This is a genomic window from Aquabacterium sp., from assembly GCF_044226965.1.
Taxonomy (GTDB): Bacteria; Pseudomonadota; Gammaproteobacteria; order Burkholderiales; family Burkholderiaceae_C; genus Pseudaquabacterium.
The window spans coordinates 1-14,646 of sequence record NZ_JBGAGA010000011.1 but is presented as its reverse complement, the minus strand read 5'-3'; the positions used below and the strand labels follow the sequence as shown (position 1 = coordinate 14,646).

At 72.8% G+C, this 14,646-nt stretch carries 14 protein-coding genes; 9 read left to right on the top strand and 5 right to left on the bottom strand.

The annotated features are described in order from the left end of the window. Position 1: 1 nt before the first annotated feature. Positions 2-1,078, bottom strand: coding sequence for a tartrate dehydrogenase (locus ACILR4_RS07150; protein ID WP_395700151.1), 1,077 nt, complete (start codon positions 1,076-1,078; stop codon positions 2-4). Between the two features lie 121 nt (positions 1,079-1,199). Between ACILR4_RS07150 and ACILR4_RS07145 the strand changes: the two genes are divergently transcribed. Then, positions 1,200-2,120 carry a LysR substrate-binding domain-containing protein gene (locus ACILR4_RS07145; RefSeq protein WP_395700150.1) on the top strand — a complete coding sequence of 307 codons (921 nt, stop codon included), beginning with the start codon at positions 1,200-1,202 and terminating at the stop codon, positions 2,118-2,120. Here ACILR4_RS07145 and ACILR4_RS07140 read toward each other — a convergent pair. Continuing rightward, entirely contained in the window at positions 2,048-2,461 is a 414-nt protein-coding gene (locus tag ACILR4_RS07140; RefSeq protein WP_395700149.1) for an ArsR/SmtB family transcription factor, read from the bottom strand. The two genes, ACILR4_RS07145 and ACILR4_RS07140, sit on opposite strands and share 73 nt — an antisense overlap. A gap of 171 nt (positions 2,462-2,632) precedes the next feature. Here ACILR4_RS07140 and ACILR4_RS07135 point away from each other — a divergent pair, with 171 nt between their 5' ends. The 7 genes from ACILR4_RS07135 (at position 2,633) to ACILR4_RS07105 (ending at position 11,210) form a co-directional block, all read left to right on the top strand. Beyond that, on the top strand, positions 2,633-2,842 hold the full coding sequence (locus ACILR4_RS07135) for a DUF2892 domain-containing protein (protein WP_395700148.1): 210 nt from the start codon (positions 2,633-2,635) through the stop codon (positions 2,840-2,842). A 27-nt stretch (positions 2,843-2,869) separates the two neighbouring features. Beyond that, complete coding sequence (gene trxC, locus ACILR4_RS07130) at positions 2,870-3,295, top strand: thioredoxin TrxC (protein ID WP_395700147.1); 426 nt, start codon at positions 2,870-2,872, stop codon at positions 3,293-3,295. Positions 3,296-3,533: 238 nt separating this feature from the next. Beyond that, entirely contained in the window at positions 3,534-7,352 is a 3,819-nt protein-coding gene (locus ACILR4_RS07125) for a hypothetical protein (RefSeq protein WP_395700146.1), read from the top strand. Between the two features lie 5 nt (positions 7,353-7,357). After that, positions 7,358-8,686 (top strand): CsgG/HfaB family protein, encoded by a 1,329-nt coding sequence (locus tag ACILR4_RS07120; RefSeq protein ID WP_395700145.1) that lies wholly within the window; start codon positions 7,358-7,360, stop codon positions 8,684-8,686. Between the two features lie 17 nt (positions 8,687-8,703). Further along, a complete protein-coding gene (locus tag ACILR4_RS07115) occupies positions 8,704-9,231 on the top strand; it encodes a hypothetical protein (protein ID WP_395700144.1) in 528 nt (175 codons plus the stop codon). 1 nt (position 9,232) lies between these two features. After that, complete coding sequence (locus ACILR4_RS07110; protein WP_395700143.1) at positions 9,233-10,198, top strand: CsgG/HfaB family protein; 966 nt, start codon at positions 9,233-9,235, stop codon at positions 10,196-10,198. Between the two features lie 49 nt (positions 10,199-10,247). After that, positions 10,248-11,210 (top strand): threo-3-hydroxy-L-aspartate ammonia-lyase, encoded by a 963-nt coding sequence (locus ACILR4_RS07105; RefSeq protein ID WP_395700142.1) that lies wholly within the window; start codon positions 10,248-10,250, stop codon positions 11,208-11,210. A gap of 46 nt (positions 11,211-11,256) precedes the next feature. Here ACILR4_RS07105 and ACILR4_RS07100 read toward each other — a convergent pair whose 3' ends face one another. From ACILR4_RS07100 to ACILR4_RS07090, 3 genes are read right to left on the bottom strand one after another with little or no spacing between them, the layout of a single operon-like run. Beyond that, the gene (locus tag ACILR4_RS07100; protein WP_395700141.1) at positions 11,257-11,586 is read right to left on the bottom strand and encodes a hypothetical protein; all 330 of its coding nucleotides are present in this window, start codon (positions 11,584-11,586) and stop codon (positions 11,257-11,259) included. Positions 11,587-11,597: 11 nt separating this feature from the next. Beyond that, positions 11,598-12,791, bottom strand: a complete 1,194-nt coding sequence (locus tag ACILR4_RS07095; protein WP_395700140.1) for a hypothetical protein — start codon at positions 12,789-12,791, stop codon at positions 11,598-11,600. Continuing rightward, entirely contained in the window at positions 12,788-13,663 is an 876-nt protein-coding gene (locus ACILR4_RS07090; RefSeq protein WP_395700139.1) for a hypothetical protein, read from the bottom strand. Before ACILR4_RS07090 ends, ACILR4_RS07095 begins: the two co-directional genes overlap by 4 nt. A 138-nt stretch (positions 13,664-13,801) precedes the next feature. Between ACILR4_RS07090 and ACILR4_RS07085 the strand changes: the two genes are divergently transcribed. Continuing rightward, positions 13,802-14,646, top strand: an 845-nt coding sequence (locus ACILR4_RS07085; RefSeq protein WP_395700138.1) for a molybdopterin-dependent oxidoreductase, incomplete at its 3' end; no start/stop codon positions are given.

The window sequence follows — 14,646 nt, the reverse complement described above, 5'->3', positions numbered from 1 at the left end:
GTCAGCGGTCCGCCGCGGCCAGTTGCCGGCACACCGCTTGCGTCACGTCCGCCGTGCGCGCCTGGCCGCCCAGGTCGCGGGTGTGCAGCGCGGGCGTGGCGGTGACCCGCTCGATGGCCTGCATCAGCCGCTGCGCGGCCTTCGGCTCGCCCAGGTGCTCCAGCAGCATCACGCAGCTCCAGAAGGTGCCCAGCGGATTGGCCAGGCCCTGGCCCATGATGTCGAAGGCCGAGCCGTGGATCGGTTCGAACATCGACGGGTAGCGGCGCTCCGGATCGATGTTGCCGGTCGGCGCGATGCCCAGGCTGCCGGCCAGTGCCGCGGCCAGGTCGCTCAGGATGTCGGCATGCAGGTTGGTGGCCACCACGGTGTCGATGCTGGCCGGGCGATTGACCATGCGCGCGGTCATCGCGTCGACCAGCTCCTTGTCCCAGCGCACGTCGGGGAAGCCGGCCGCCACCTCGCGGGCGATCTCGTCCCACATGACCATCGCATGGCGCTGGGCATTGCTCTTGGTCACCACGGTCAGCTGCTTGCGCGGCCGCGACTGCGCCAGCCGGAACGCGTAGCGGATGATGCGCTCGACACCGGCGCGGGTCATGATCGAGACATCGGTGGCCACCTCGATCGGCTGGCCCTGGTGCGCGCGGCCGCCGACGCCGGCGTATTCGCCCTCGGAGTTCTCGCGCACGATCACCCAGTCCAGGTCCTCGGGGCGGCAGCGCTTCAGCGGCGCGTCCACGCCGGGCAGGATGCGCGTGGGCCGCACGTTGGCGTACTGGTCGAAGCCCTGGCAGATCTTCAGCCGCAGGCCCCACAGCGTGATGTGGTCCGGAATGTCCGGGTCGCCGGCCGAGCCGAACAGGATGGCGTCCTGCCCGCGCAAGGCGTCCAGGCCGTCGGCCGGCATCATCTCGCCATGGGCGCGGTACCAGTCGCCGCCCCAGCCGAAGTCCTGGAACGCGAACGCGAAACCGCCGTCCGCGGCGGCCGCCGCCTGCAGCACCTGCCGGCCCGCGGGCACCACTTCCTTGCCGATACCGTCCCCCGGGATGGTGGCGATGCGATAGGTCTTCATGCGATGGTTCCTGGCACTGCGGGCCGTGGTGGTGACGGCGCCACTGTAGGCCGCCAGCCCCGCGCCGATCGCGGCTAAAGTGAATCCATCGTCAACCTGAAGTGAACACTGGAGGCAGCACATGGGCACCGGCATCCAACCCGCCGAACTGGGCTTTCTGGTGGCGCTGGCCGGCAGCGGCAGCCTGAGCGCCACCGCGCGCGAGCTGGGCCTGTCGAAGGCCGCGGTCAGCAAGCGCCTGGCGGGCATCGAGCAGCGCACCGGCGTGCTGCTGGTCAACCGCAGCACGCGCCGCATGAGCCTGACACCGGAGGGCGATGCGGTGGTCGAGCGCGCGCGCCGCATCCTGGGCGACATCGAGGAGCTGGACCAGCTGCTGACGCGATCGAAGCAGCTGCCGCGCGGCCTGCTGCGGGTGAACGCCACGCTGGGCTTCGGCCGCAGCCATGTGGCGCCGCTGATCTCGCGCTTCGTGCGCCGGCATCCGGAGGTGGAGGTGCAGCTGCAGCTGTCGGTGAACCCGCCGCCGCTGACCGACGATGCCTTCGATGTGTGCATCCGCTTCGGCGCGCCGCCGGACGCGCGCATCATCGCGCGCCGGCTGGCACCGAACCGCCGGCTGCTGTGCGCTGCGCCGGCCTACCTGGCGCGCCACGGTCAACCGGCCACGCCGGCCGATCTGGCGCGGCACCAGTGCATCGGCATCCGCCAGGGCGACGAGGCCTACGGCACCTGGCGGCTGTCCACCGGAAAGGGCGCACGCCGCCGCACCGAGACGGTGAAGACGCGCGGCAACCTGGCCACCAACGACGGCGAGATCGCGGTCAACTGGGCCCTGGCCGGCCACGGCATCCTGATGCGGGCCGAGTGGGACATCCAGCGCCACCTGGCGCAGGGCCGGCTGGTGCCGGTGCTGCCGCAGTGGGAAACGCCCGAGGCCGACCTGTACGCGGTGGTGCCGCCGCGGCTTCAGCTGGCGGCGCGGGTGCGGGCCTTCGTCGACTTCGCGGCCGAGACCTTCGCGCCGCTGGCGCCACGCTGAGCGGCCGCGCCGCGCAGGAAGACCTTGCGGTCTTCGGCGCTGCGCTCGAACTGCCGCGCGATGCTGCCGCACACCAGGTCGCACAGCGCGTACACCGACTCGTCGGCAATGCGGTAGTACACCGAGGTGCCGCGCCCTTCGCGCGCGACCAGGCCCTGCTGCATCAGCACCGACAGGTGCCGTGACACATTGGCCGAGGTGAAGCCGCAGGCCTGCGCCAGCTCGCCCACGTTGCGCTCGCCGCTGCGCAGCAGGTTCAGGATCTGCAGGCGCGTGGGCTCGGAGAGCGCCTGGAAATAGGCGGCGACCTGTGTCATCGCTTCGGGCGGCAGACCTTCCATCGTGGGCGCGGGGGTGGATGAGGGAACCGCATCATGCCCGATCCGGCCGGTGTTTGAAAGGCTAGCCATGTAGTCACTTGCGTTTTTAACTAATCAGCTAAATAATAAACGAAGAAACCTCTTGTGCTCCATCCCCCCACCCTCATGTCCGCATCGTTGAAGGAGACTTTCATGACATCCTGGCAAATCGTCCGCCTGTTCGCCGGTAGCATGGTGCTGTTGTCGCTGGCCCTGGGCATCCCGGGCAGCCCGCTGTTCGTCAGCCAGTGGTGGCTGGCCTTCACCGCCTTCGTCGGCGTCAACCTGCTGCAAAGCGCGCTCACGCGCTGGTGCCCGCTGGAAATCATCCTGCGCAAGCTGGGCGTCAAGCCCGGCGCCTGAACCCCGGCCCCGGAGGCCCCTGCGACCATGCAACTCGTCTGTCCCGATTGCGGCACCCGGAACCGCGTGCCCGATGAACGCCTTGGCGACCAGCCTGTGTGCGGCCGCTGCGGCAGCGCGCTGATGGCATCGAAGCCGGTGGCGCTGGATGACCGCAGCTTCGGCCCCTTCGTCGAAGGCACCGAGTTGCCGGTGCTGGTGGACTACTGGGCCGCCTGGTGCGGGCCCTGCCGCATGATGGCGCCGCAGTTCGAAGCCGCGGCCGCCCAGTTGCCGCAGGTGCGCTTCGCCAAGCTCGACACCGAAGCCGCGCCGCAGACCGCCGCGCGCCACCAGATCCGCAGCATCCCGACGATGGCGCTGTTCCACCGCGGGCGCGAGATCGCACGGCGCAGCGGCGCGATGCCGGCGGCCGAGATCGTCAGCTGGGTGAAGCAGGCCCTCGGCCGCTGACCGCCGGCGCGGTGCCGCGCGACGCAGGGCGGGGCACGGCCCGCATGCAGTCCCGTTGAGCGTCGTCATTCCGTGCCGCGTCGTGCGCGGCTACCTTGCAGCCATGCAGCGCGCGCGGTTCGATCGCATGACGGGGCCGGCGCGCCGGCCTTGGCACCTGGCCGCGCGAGCACACGCCGCATCGGCGCGGGCCGCCTGCGGACGGATCGCGCTGTGCGTCACGGCAGGCCTGTGCGCAGTGGCCGCGCTCTTCGTCACCGCCGGCGCCGCCCGCGCGCAGCCGGCAGCGGCGCTGCGCGAGCCAATGCTGGACCAGGCCGCGCAGCTGGAACAGCTGGACGCCGCCGAGCTGCCGATCTGGGAGGCCCTGGTCAGCGCACTACCGGCGACGCTGCTGCCGCCCGCGGCGCGCCAGCAGGAAGCCGCGCTGCGCCTGGGCGCACTGCCGCTGCTCGCGGCCAAGCAGCAGGACTACCGCGTGCTCGAACGCACACCCCCGCCCGCCGGCGACGACGGGGGCCACTTCCAGGCGCGGCTCGCGGCGCTGCGCGATGTGTCGGACCTGGCCGAGCGCGCACAGCGCGAGATCAGGCTCGCGCTCGACCGCCAGCATGCGCTGATGCTGGCCCGCGCGTCCCGCGCCAGGCTGCAGCTCGACCCCGCGGCGCTGGCCGCGCTGGCGCCCTTGCGCGAACGCCGGCGCCAGGTGGCCGCGGCCTACGAGACAGCGGCCAGCGCCTGGGCCGCCAGCCGCGCCCAGGCACAGGCCGAGCGCCAGCTGCAGGACCTGGCGCTGGCCGACCGGCTGCTGGCAGCGGCGGCCGGCCAGCGCCAGGCCGAGCAGGCGCTGCAGGCGGGCGCCGCTGCCGACGGCACGCCCGCTGGCCGGTTGCGGCGCGCAGCGGCCGCGGCGCTGGCCACCAGCGCCGAGACCCAGCTGCGCGCCGCAGCGCACCTGGCCGGCAGCATCGACGGCGACGGCCTGCTCGCGCTGCCGGCCCCCGGCAGCAGCGCCGACGCAGCGCGCAGCACGCTGCTGGCGCGCCTGCCCGCCGCTGTCGGCGCACTGCGCCGCGGGCTGGCCGCACGCGCGGCGACACTGCCCGCCCTGCGCGCGCTGGCCGCGGAGCGCGACCGCCTGTGGGACGAGGCCGGCTACCTGGCCGCGAGCGCCGCGCAACGCCAGCTGCGCGCCACGTGGCATGACGAGGCCCGCGCAGCCTGGCAGCAGGTGGCCACGCTGACCACCGCCGCCGGCGACATCGCCTCGGCCCGCGCGGACTCGGGCGCGCTGGCCACCGAGCAGTTCGCCGTCGCCATCGAAGTCCTGGTCGAGCTCGAAGACCGGCTGCGGCAGCTGACGCTGGCGCTGCTGCTCGACCCGGCCCCGCACGGCACGCCGGAGCCGCGGCTGGGCGACGCCGCGTCGCGCTGGCACCGCGACCTGGAGACCTTGCAGGCCATCGACGAACGCTGGGCGCGCTGGCACGCCGAGTGGGACCGCCTGGGCCAGGCTGAAGCAGCGGCCTTCGGCACCTTGCGGGAGATCGCCGCTCAGGCCGGCCAGGGCCGCGCCGCTGCGCTCGAGGCCTTGGCCGCCACGCGCCCGGCGGCCGCGCCGCAGGACGACATCGGCCGCCTGGCGCTGGGCCTGGTGGATGCCGCCCAGGCCCAGGCGCGCGAGGACGCGGCGGCCGAGCGCCAGCTGCGTGCGCTGCACGAGGAGGCCCGCACCGACCTGGTCGTCGGCGCGGCCATGGCGGCGGCGGCCGGCGCGCGCTGGCGCGAAGCGGCCACCGGCCTGCAGGGCTGGACGCGGCTGTTCGACCAGGCCGCCGCACTGCGCGCCGCCGCCCCGGCACTGGCGCGGGCCGCTGACGCGGCACTGCCCACCGCCGACCGGCTGGCCGCCCTGCTGCAGCTGGGCCAGGCGCTCGAGCTGTCCTGGCTGGCGCGGGGCGGTGGCGCCGAGCTGCAGCTGGCCACCGAGTTCGACGGCCAGACCTACTGGCTGACGGGCCTGGCCGGCGCCGAGCCGCGGCTGCAGCGCCAGCGCGAGTACATCGTGCAGGCGCCGGCGGCCATGCTGCGGCCGGTGGCGCTGTACGAACCCTCGCCAAGCTCGCCGGCGACGCGCTCTTTGAACGTTATCGAGCGCGGCATGCTGCGCGTCGGCTACCACACGCTGCGCGATGTCTACCAGAACCGCTACATCTACCTGTCGATGCCGGTCATCAGCACCCTCGGCGGCACCGCGCTGGGCAGCCCCGGCGGACTGATCGGCATGGGCTCCGGCGCGGTGATGGGCGGCGCCGCGGGGGTGATGGCGGTGCCGGTGGCGATTGCGCAGGACGCCATCGGCGGCGGCATCAAGGGCACGGTGAAGGCCGCGGTGGCCGAACTGCGTCGGGTGTTCCCGCGCGAGCAGTTCCAGGGCCCGTGGGGCCTGAAGGCCTACGACATCGTGGACCGCTTCGAGGCCAACACCGACCTCGGCGTCGACACCGCGCAAAGCCTGATGGGCCTGACCGCCATCATCAAGCGCGCGCGGCACACGGTGGGCTATGCCTTCGAAGATCCGCAGCGCCTGCGCGAGGCCGCGGTGGCGATGGACCGGCGCATCGTGCGGCTCCAGGCCTTCGTCGACAACCAGGGCGCGCTGGTCAAGGAATCCATGCGACAGGGCCTGCCGCTGGTGCTGGACGAGGCGCTGGCGCTGAAGAACCTGGCCCAGGTCGAGCTGCGCCAGATGCAGGCGCTGCGCGCGAGCCAGCCCGGCATCGTGCTGGCCGCCGGGCTGCGCAGCCTGAGCCGCGAGGCCGCCGACCAGCTGGCCGATATGAACGACCTGCTCGGCCCGCTGTGGGCGGCCGAGGACCGCGATCGGCTGGGCCTGCTGCTCGGTGCGATCGCCGGCCTGTTCTCGTCCGGGACACCCGCCGCCGCCACGACTGCGCCGGCCCGCGCCGCCGCTGATCCCGGCCGCGATGCGGCGGCCGAGCAGGCCCTGGCGCTGAACCGCGCCGAAGCCCAGCGCCGCAGCACCGAGGCCGCGCAGCGCGCCGCCCGCGCGGCCCAGGACCCGCGCGAGAACGAGCAGATCATTCCGCGCGAGTGGGAACTCAAGGCCGAGCTCGATGCGTTGCGCCGCCTGCGCGAGCAGGGCCAGCAGACCCGGACCGACCCGGACAAAGACAAGGACAAGGGCCCGGTGACCGACGGCGGCGTTCCGCCCGTGGTCCCGGTGACACCGGTCAAGCCCGGGGTCCCCGAACCGGCCGAGACCCGGGCCTGGTGGGGCTACGAGGCGGTGATCTCGTACCAGTACCGCGGCGCCGCGTGCACGCAGACGATCTCGGGCGAGTTCTTCGGCCTGCGCGCCGAGGCCACCGAGGCGATGATCGATGCCAGCACCAAGGCGCTGGGTGCGCAGAGCGCCGGCCGCAGCGCGGTGGCGCTGGTGCGGCGCGGCTTCTACGCCGGCCCGCTGCCGACGCGGCCGACCTACACGGGCCCCAGCGGCGCCAAGGCAGTGGTGTGCAGCGCACCGCCAACCCCCACCACGCCGACCGCGCCGACACCCCCCACCACGCCCACGGTGCCGGCGGGCATCTACGAGCCCAAGGGCAGCGGCCAGCCCTGCCTGCCGGTGGGCCAGCGCACGCAGGCGCAATGCAAGCAGACCACCGACGCCTGCCTGCAGAAGAACTGCTCCGGCGGTGGCTACTCGGGCTGCGCGCTGGATTGCCCGGGCTGTGGCGGCAGCTTCGGTGACTACACCGCCTGGTGCCCGCTGCACCCGAGCTACGAGCCCAAGGTCAGCGCCGGCCTGGCGGCCTTTGCCGCGGCCATCGCCAAGTGCCAGAGCCAGTTCCTCGCCGACGGCAAGCCCGGCCGGGCCCAACGCGGCACCGACTGCCAGCGCGAGGCGCAGCGCCAGCTGGACACGCAGAAGGACCTCTGGGTCCAGCAGGCCTGCGAAGCCCGCTGCGCGCAGGACGGGCGGCGCGGGGTCGCGGTGCTCGGCGGCGCACGCCATCGATGTGAATGCAGGTGAGCCCGATGGACATCGCGACGAATTCCCGCAACCGCCCGGCCTGGCCCCGGCGCATGGCCGCGGCCATCGCCCTCGCGCTGCTGGCCGGCCTGGCCGCGGCCCAGGGCTGGGGCCTGCAGTGGCGCGACGCGCCCGACGGCCGCGCCGCCGAGGTGCTATCGGTTCAGCCTGGCAGCGCCGCGGCCGCGGCCGGCCTGCGCGCGGGCGACCGCATCGTGCAGGCCCAGGGCTTCCTGGTGCGCAATGCCGAGGAACTGCTCGCCATCGCCCGCATGCCCGAGGCGCGCAACGGCCTGCTGCTACGGGTGGCGCGCGATGGCTGGGAAAAGGACGTGAGCCTGCTCGGCACCACGGTGGCCGCAGCGCCCGCGGTGGCGCGCCCGTGGATCGGCCTGCAGCTGGCCGACCCCGCGCCCGGTGCCGATGGCGCGGCGACGGCCGGCGCGGAGGTGACCGGCGTCGCCGCTGGCGGGCCGGCCGCGCAGGCCGGGCTGCGCGCCGGCGACCTGATCGTGCTGGCCGAGGCGCGGCCGGTGGCCGATGCCGCCCAGGTGGCCGCGCTGCTGGCCGACTGGCCGGCGGGCAAGCCGCTGCACCTGGGCGTGCGGCGCGAAGGCTGGGCGCGCGAGCTGACGGTCTTCCCCGCGGCGCAACCGGGCACGCCCGAGGGCGCGCTGGCGGCGGCGCCGGCGCCGGCACCGCCGCCAACCAGCGCCCCCGCGGCGGCCGCCGTGCCGGCCGGCCACAAGGCGCTGGTGTCGATCGGCGACTTCCAGGTCAAGGCGGCCACGGCCAACCGCGCCATCGGCGACGGCCTGCGCGAGATGCTCGTCACCGCGTTCTACAACGCCGGCCCGTTTGCCGTCGTCGAGCGCATGGACCTGCAAGGGCTGGCCGCCGAACAGGCGCTATCGCGCTCGCGCATGGCGCGCGAAGGGGCTGCGGTGGCCGAGCAGCGCATGGACGTGGCCGAGATCATCGTCTACGGCGCGGTCACCGAATTCGAAGGCGAGGCCAAGGGCTCCTCCGGCCAGATCAACCTGCCGGGCCTGCTGGGCCTGAGCCGCAGCGCCAAGACCGCGCACATGGCGCTGGACGTGCGCGTGGTCGACGTGGCCAGCGGCCGCGTGCTCGGCGCGCAGCGCATTGCCGGCGACGCGCGCTCGTCGCAGACCGCGATCTCGGCCGAACCGAGCGTGCACGGGCTCGGCATCCCGATCGGCCTGGGCATGTATGCCAACACGCCGATGGAAGCGGCCATCCGCTCGTGCATCGAGCAGGCCGTGGCCTACGTGGCCGCGACGGTGCCGCCCGCCTACTTCCGCCACCGCTGAACCCCCTGGAGCCGACGATGCGCCCTTGCCTTTCGCCCCGCGCCGCGCCGCTGCCGGCCGCGCTGGCCGCCCTGCTGCTGGTGCTGGCGGGCTGCGCCAGCCCGTATGCCCTGAACGCCGTGCTGGCCTCCGGCCAGGGCATCGGTGTCGTCGAGGGCATGCGCCTGGCCGCGCGCGCGATGCAATCGATCGGCTACTTCGCCACGCGGCAGAGCGAGGCGCTGGGCCAGGTGATCGGCGAGCGCAACGGCAAGGACTCGTTCGGCGCCGACGTGATGACGCTGACGATCGACGCCCGCGTCAGCCCCGCGGCTGCCGGCGCGCTGCAGCTGCAGGCCACCTGCTCGGTCTCGAAGAACATCGCCTACACCGACCAGCTCGACGACGAATGCGAGAAGTTCCGCCGCGCCTTCGAGCGCCAGCTGGCCGATCGCGCAGCGGCGCGCGGCCCGGGCCTCGCCGTGCCGGAGCGGGCCGCCCCGCAGCGCCCTGCCCCGGCCGCGCCGGCCTCGGCGCCGGCCCGGCGCGAGCCCTACAGCCTGTGACATGCACCGCCTCGTCGCGCTGCCCGCGCTGGTCGTGCTGCTTGCGCTGACGAACGCCACGGCGGCGGTCTGCGGCGGCGGCTGGATCGGCGTGACGCCCGACCCGCAGTTCGCCGGCAGCGGCGTGCGCATTGCCGCGCTCGATCCGCAAGGCCCGGCGGCAGCGGCCGGCCTGCGCACCGGCGACGTGCTGATCGCGGCCGACGACACGCCGCTGCACCGCATCGAGGACCTGGCCCGCTGGACCGCCCAGGCCCTGCCCGGCGACCACGTGCAGCTGCGGCTGCAGCGCGACGGCAACGCACGGGAGCTCACGCTGCAGCTGTGGGGCGTGCCTGCATCGGTGTGCGCGGCCCGGCTGGCCCCGGCAGCCGGCACGCCGGCCGCCGAGCCGCGCGCGCCGCCCGTGGCCGCGGCGGGCCGCTCCGATGGCCGCATGGCGCGGGTCGCGGTCGGCGCCTTCGAGCTCAAGGCCGCGCAGGCCAGCGCCGCGATCAGCGACGGCCTGCGCGAGATGCTGGTCAGCGCGCTGCAGGAAACCGGGCAGGTCATCGTCGTCGAGCGCGGCGGCGCCAGCGACGCCGGCAGCCCCGACCGCGCCGACGTGCTGGTGCTGGGCGCGCTGACCGAGTTCGAGCCCGAGGCCGGCGGCTCGCACTTCATGACCCCGGTCATGGGCGCGCGGATCGGCATCGGCACCACGATCCGGTGGTCGGAGCTCGCCATCGACCTGCGGGTGGTGGACCTGCGCACGTCGCGCGTGCTGGCCGCGCAGCGCATCCCCGGCATGGCGCGCTCGGCCCAGGGCACGATCGCCGGCGCGCTGCCGATCGGGCCGCTGGCCGTGCCGGGCGCGCTGAATGTCTACCGCAACACGCCGATGGAAGCCGCCATCCGCGACTGCCTGCGCAAGGCCGCTTACTTCGTGGTCTACGGACTGGACGAGGACTACTTCCGCCCGCGCTGAGGCGGCCGCGGGCATGGCCGCAGCCGCCTTGGCACGGCAGAATCGGCGCATGCAGAACCTCCCGACCTACGACGACGTGCAGGCCGCCGCGGCCCGCCTGCAAGGCCATGCCCACCAGACCCCGGTGCTGACCTCGCGCACCGCGAACGAGCAGCTCGGCGCCGAGCTGTTCTTCAAGTGCGAGAACCTGCAGCGCATGGGCGCGTTCAAGTTCCGCGGCGCGTTCAACGCGCTGTCGAAGTTCACGCCCGAGCAGCGCCGCGCCGGCGTGGTGGCCTTCTCGTCGGGCAACCATGCGCAGGCCATCGCGCTGTCGGCCCGCATGCTCGGCATCCCGGCCACCATCGTGATGCCCAACGACGCGCCCGCCGCGAAAGTGGCCGCCACCCGCGGCTACGGCGGCGAGGTGGTGCTGTACGACCGCTACACCGAGGACCGGGAGCAGATCGGCCGCGACCTGGCCGCCAGGCATGGGCTGACGCTGATCCCGCCCTACGACCATCCGGACGTCATCGCCGGCCAGGGCACCGCCGCGAAGGAGCTGTTCGAGGCGGTCGGCCCGCTCGACGCGTTCTTCGTCTGCCTGGGCGGCGGCGGGCTGCTGTCGGGCTCGGCGCTGGCCACGCGCGCGCTGGCGCCGAACTGCAAGCTCTACGGCGTCGAACCCGAGGCCGGCAACGACGGCCAGCAGTCCTTCCGCAGCGGCCACATCGTCCACATCGACACGCCCAAGACCATCGCCGACGGGGCGCAGACCCAGCACCTGGGCAACATCACCTTCCCGATCATCCGGCGCGACGTGGACGACATCCTCACCGCCAGCGACGCCGAACTGGTGGACGCGATGCGCTTCATGGCCGAGCGCATGAAGCTGGTCGTCGAGCCCACCGGCTGCCTGGGTTTCGCCGCAGCCCGGCGCATGGCCGCTCAGTTCAAGGGTCAGCGCATCGGGGTGCTGATCAGCGGCGGCAATGTCGACATCGCGCGCTACTGCGCGCTGCTCGCCGGCTGAGCGGCCGCTTGCCCGAAGACGACGGCAGCGCTTCCGCGGATCGCCATCAGCAGTCGGCCTCGCACGCCGGGCCCGGAGTTCCAGCCGGCGCTGGCCGCATCGAGTCCTGGAACACGAGCACGCAGATGGGAACGTCGGCCCAGCGGACCATGTAGCTGCGCCCCGGGTTGACGACCCGGCAGACGGTACCCACCGTCCCGGCGGCGACGACCCCGCCGGCCGCAGCATGCACGCCCGCCGAGACCCGCTGGACGACGTCGCCGGCGTCGAAGCCGGCCACGGTTCCCGCCGAGACCTCAGCGCCCGGCGATGCGCCCGCAGGCCCGGCCGATGCCGGGCGTGAACCGGAACCGCCCGTCTTGCGCTTGCTGGTCATGGTGCGCTCCTTCACTGCAGGTCTTGAATGGTGATCAGGGGTTTCACCGCCGTGAGCATCTTGTCGACGGTCGCATGCAGCGACGCGCGATCGGCCGCCGGCCTGTCGGCCAGTTCACCCTCCAGCGCGGGCATCGCGCCCAGCATCGTCTGCGCCGCCGAACGCAGTGCGCCGCGTTGACCGCCGATTGCGGCCTGTCGCTGGGCCAGCGAGGCGTCGACACTGACCAGGTCCGCCGAAGCCTTGCTCAGCGCATCGCCCCCGGTCTGGGTGTTGCTGCCGGCCGTCGCGACGGGAACCCCTGCCATTTGCGCGCCGAGCAGAACGGACTGCGTCAGCACCTTGCTCGCCACCTGCGCCACCTTGGAGGCATCGAACATCATGCCCTTGACGGAGAAGTCCGCGGTCGAGTTCAGCCGGATGACGATGTCGCTGTTGCCGAAGGTGGCCTTGCCCAGCGCATAGTTGAAGTTCTTCTGCCACAGCGGGTCCGGCGCACTCGCGACCACATAGGCGTACTCGGTGCTCGCCAGCTCGGAGCCCTGCACGGGGCTGCGGATGGCCGACTGCACGATGCGCTCCTGTGTCGCGGCCTGCGCCGCCGCCGCGCCGCCGTCCGCCGCCGCGCCGTCCTTCGCCAGCGCGGCCAGGCGTTGTCGCGATCGGATCGCCTCTCGCACCTCGTTCTGCTGCAGCACCCGCAACTGCTGGGCAGCGCTCAGGAATGCCGAGAGCTGTTCGCGCAACTCGCGCGGGATGGTGCCGAAGCCGTTCCACTTCAACGCGGTGCTCAGTTCCCGGATCGCCTGCGCCCGCAGTTCGAGTTCGGTTCCCTTGGCTTGGACCTCGGCCGGGATTCGGCCGGAGCTCATGGCACTTGTCAGCCCCGCGGCCGCCGCCTTGTAGCCGGCTTTGACGCCGGCTTCGGTGGCAACGCTCGCAGCCTTCTCATAGGTCTGGGCAAGCTGCAGCACCTGGGCCTTGTACTCGCTGAACTGTCGATCGACGGTTGCCGCCTGGTCACCCTCCCGGGCAGCCTGCAGTTCGCGGTGGAGCTTGCGCAAGCGCTCGTCGTCCATCTGCTGGCGCACGTACTCCGGATCCAGCACGTCCACCCGCACGTGCAACTCGGCACAGCCCGCCAGCCACGCGCACGGCACCAGCCACAGGCCGCACAGGGCAGCCCTGGAAAGACCTCGACTCATTGCCCGCCTCCCGACTTGCTGGCCGACTCCAAGGCGAACCAGTCGGCCGCACCCTTGGTGCTCACGAACTCCGGTCCGGTATAGCCCAGACCACGCGCCAGGGCCGTCAGCGCCCGGCGATAGGACACTGCGGCCGCCTTGCCGCTGGCCGCCGCCGAGGCGGCTGCCGCCTGCGCGTCGACCTGGGCTGCCAGGGCGGCTCCTTCAGCCTTCAGCGTCGTCAACCTGCCATCGCTCTGTGCCTTCGCGAGAAAGCGATCCTTGTTCAGCACGCGCGTCAGTGCATCGGCCACCACTTGCGATTCGGCGAAGCTGCCGATGGTGCTGGCGATCGCATCGGCGTTGGTGCTCATGATGAGCACGAAGGCCCCGTTCTCGGGCGTGGGCGTCAGCGGCGTGAGCTTGGTGTCCGCATCCGCACCGGGCAGCTTGGCGCCATCGTCGAACAGCTTGTGGGTGTTGCTGGCGCTGGCGTTGCCGAAGGACTTCAATTCGTTGAAGAACAGCGCAATCGCGCGTTCGTCGAAATAGCCCGTGAGGTAGCGCGCATTCGCGAAGTGGCTGTCGCCCTTGACGCTCAGCCGGTAGAACTGGACGGCCTCGCGCTCCTCGCCAGCCCGGTCCTTGAAGGCCGCGAAGTAGTGGTTCTCCTTCACGGTTGCACCGCATCCGCACAGCGCGCCGGCAACAAGCGCCGCGGCAAACCTGAGCAGGCGGCACGGACATTGACGCATGGCAGCCCTCCTGTCGATCCGTTGGCGGTGATGCTGCGCCGGGGCTTGCTGGCTGTCTTCATCATCCTTGGCGACGGAGCCGCCGTGCGGCCGGCACGCGGTGCCCTCGCTGGCCGCTCCTTTCGGAGGTCGGCGCATCGCCTCGCCAGCCTGCGATGGCAACGTCGACGCCGCACGCACCCTTGGGGTTTGCCTGATGCGCCGCGCCGCGCGGCGCGCTCCAATGGCGATCGCCGGTCGGCAGCCGCACTGCCGGCACCTCACCAGGAGATCGCCATGTCCGCACCCACCGACCCCCTGCGCCGCCGCCTGCTGGCCGGCGCCGGCCTCGGCGCCCTTGCCCCGGCCGCCTGGGCGCAGGCCGCCGCCGTCGACCTGCCGATGGCCAATGGCCACCGCCTGATCGCCCGCTACCCCGAGAAGCGGCCGATGATCGTGCTGACCTCGCGGCCGCCGCAGCTGGAAACGCCGTTCGAGGTGTTCAACGAAGGCCTCATCACGCCCAATGACGCGTTCTTCGTGCGTTACCACAATGCCGGCATCCCGACCTCGGTCGACGGCGACAAGCACGTCATCCGCATCGGCGGCAATGCCGCCGGCAAGCCCTTCGAGATCACGGTGGCCGAGCTGCGCACGCAGTTCAAGCCGGTGGAGGTGGTGGCGGTGAACCAGTGCTCGGGCAACAGCCGCGGGCTGTTCAACCCGCGCGTCACCGGCGGCCAGCTGGCCAATGGCGCGATGGGCAATGCGCGCTGGGTCGGCGTGCCGCTGAAGGACGTGCTGGCCCGCGCCGAGCCGAAGAACACGGCACGCCAGGTCACCTTCGACGGGCTGGACGCGGCGCTGTTGGGCGGCGGGGACTTCGTCAAGTCGCTGGACATCGGCCAGGCGATGGACCCCGACGTGATGATCGCCTATCAGATGAATGGCGCGGAGCTGCCGATGCTCAACGGCTACCCGGTGCGCCTGGTGGTGCCGGGCTACTACGGCACCTACTGGGTCAAGCACCTGTCGGAGATCATGCTGGTGGACCAGGTCTACGAAGGCTTCTGGATGAAGCCGGCCTACCGCATCCCGGACAACGACTGCGCCTGCATCGAGCCCGGCACCACGCCGGCGGC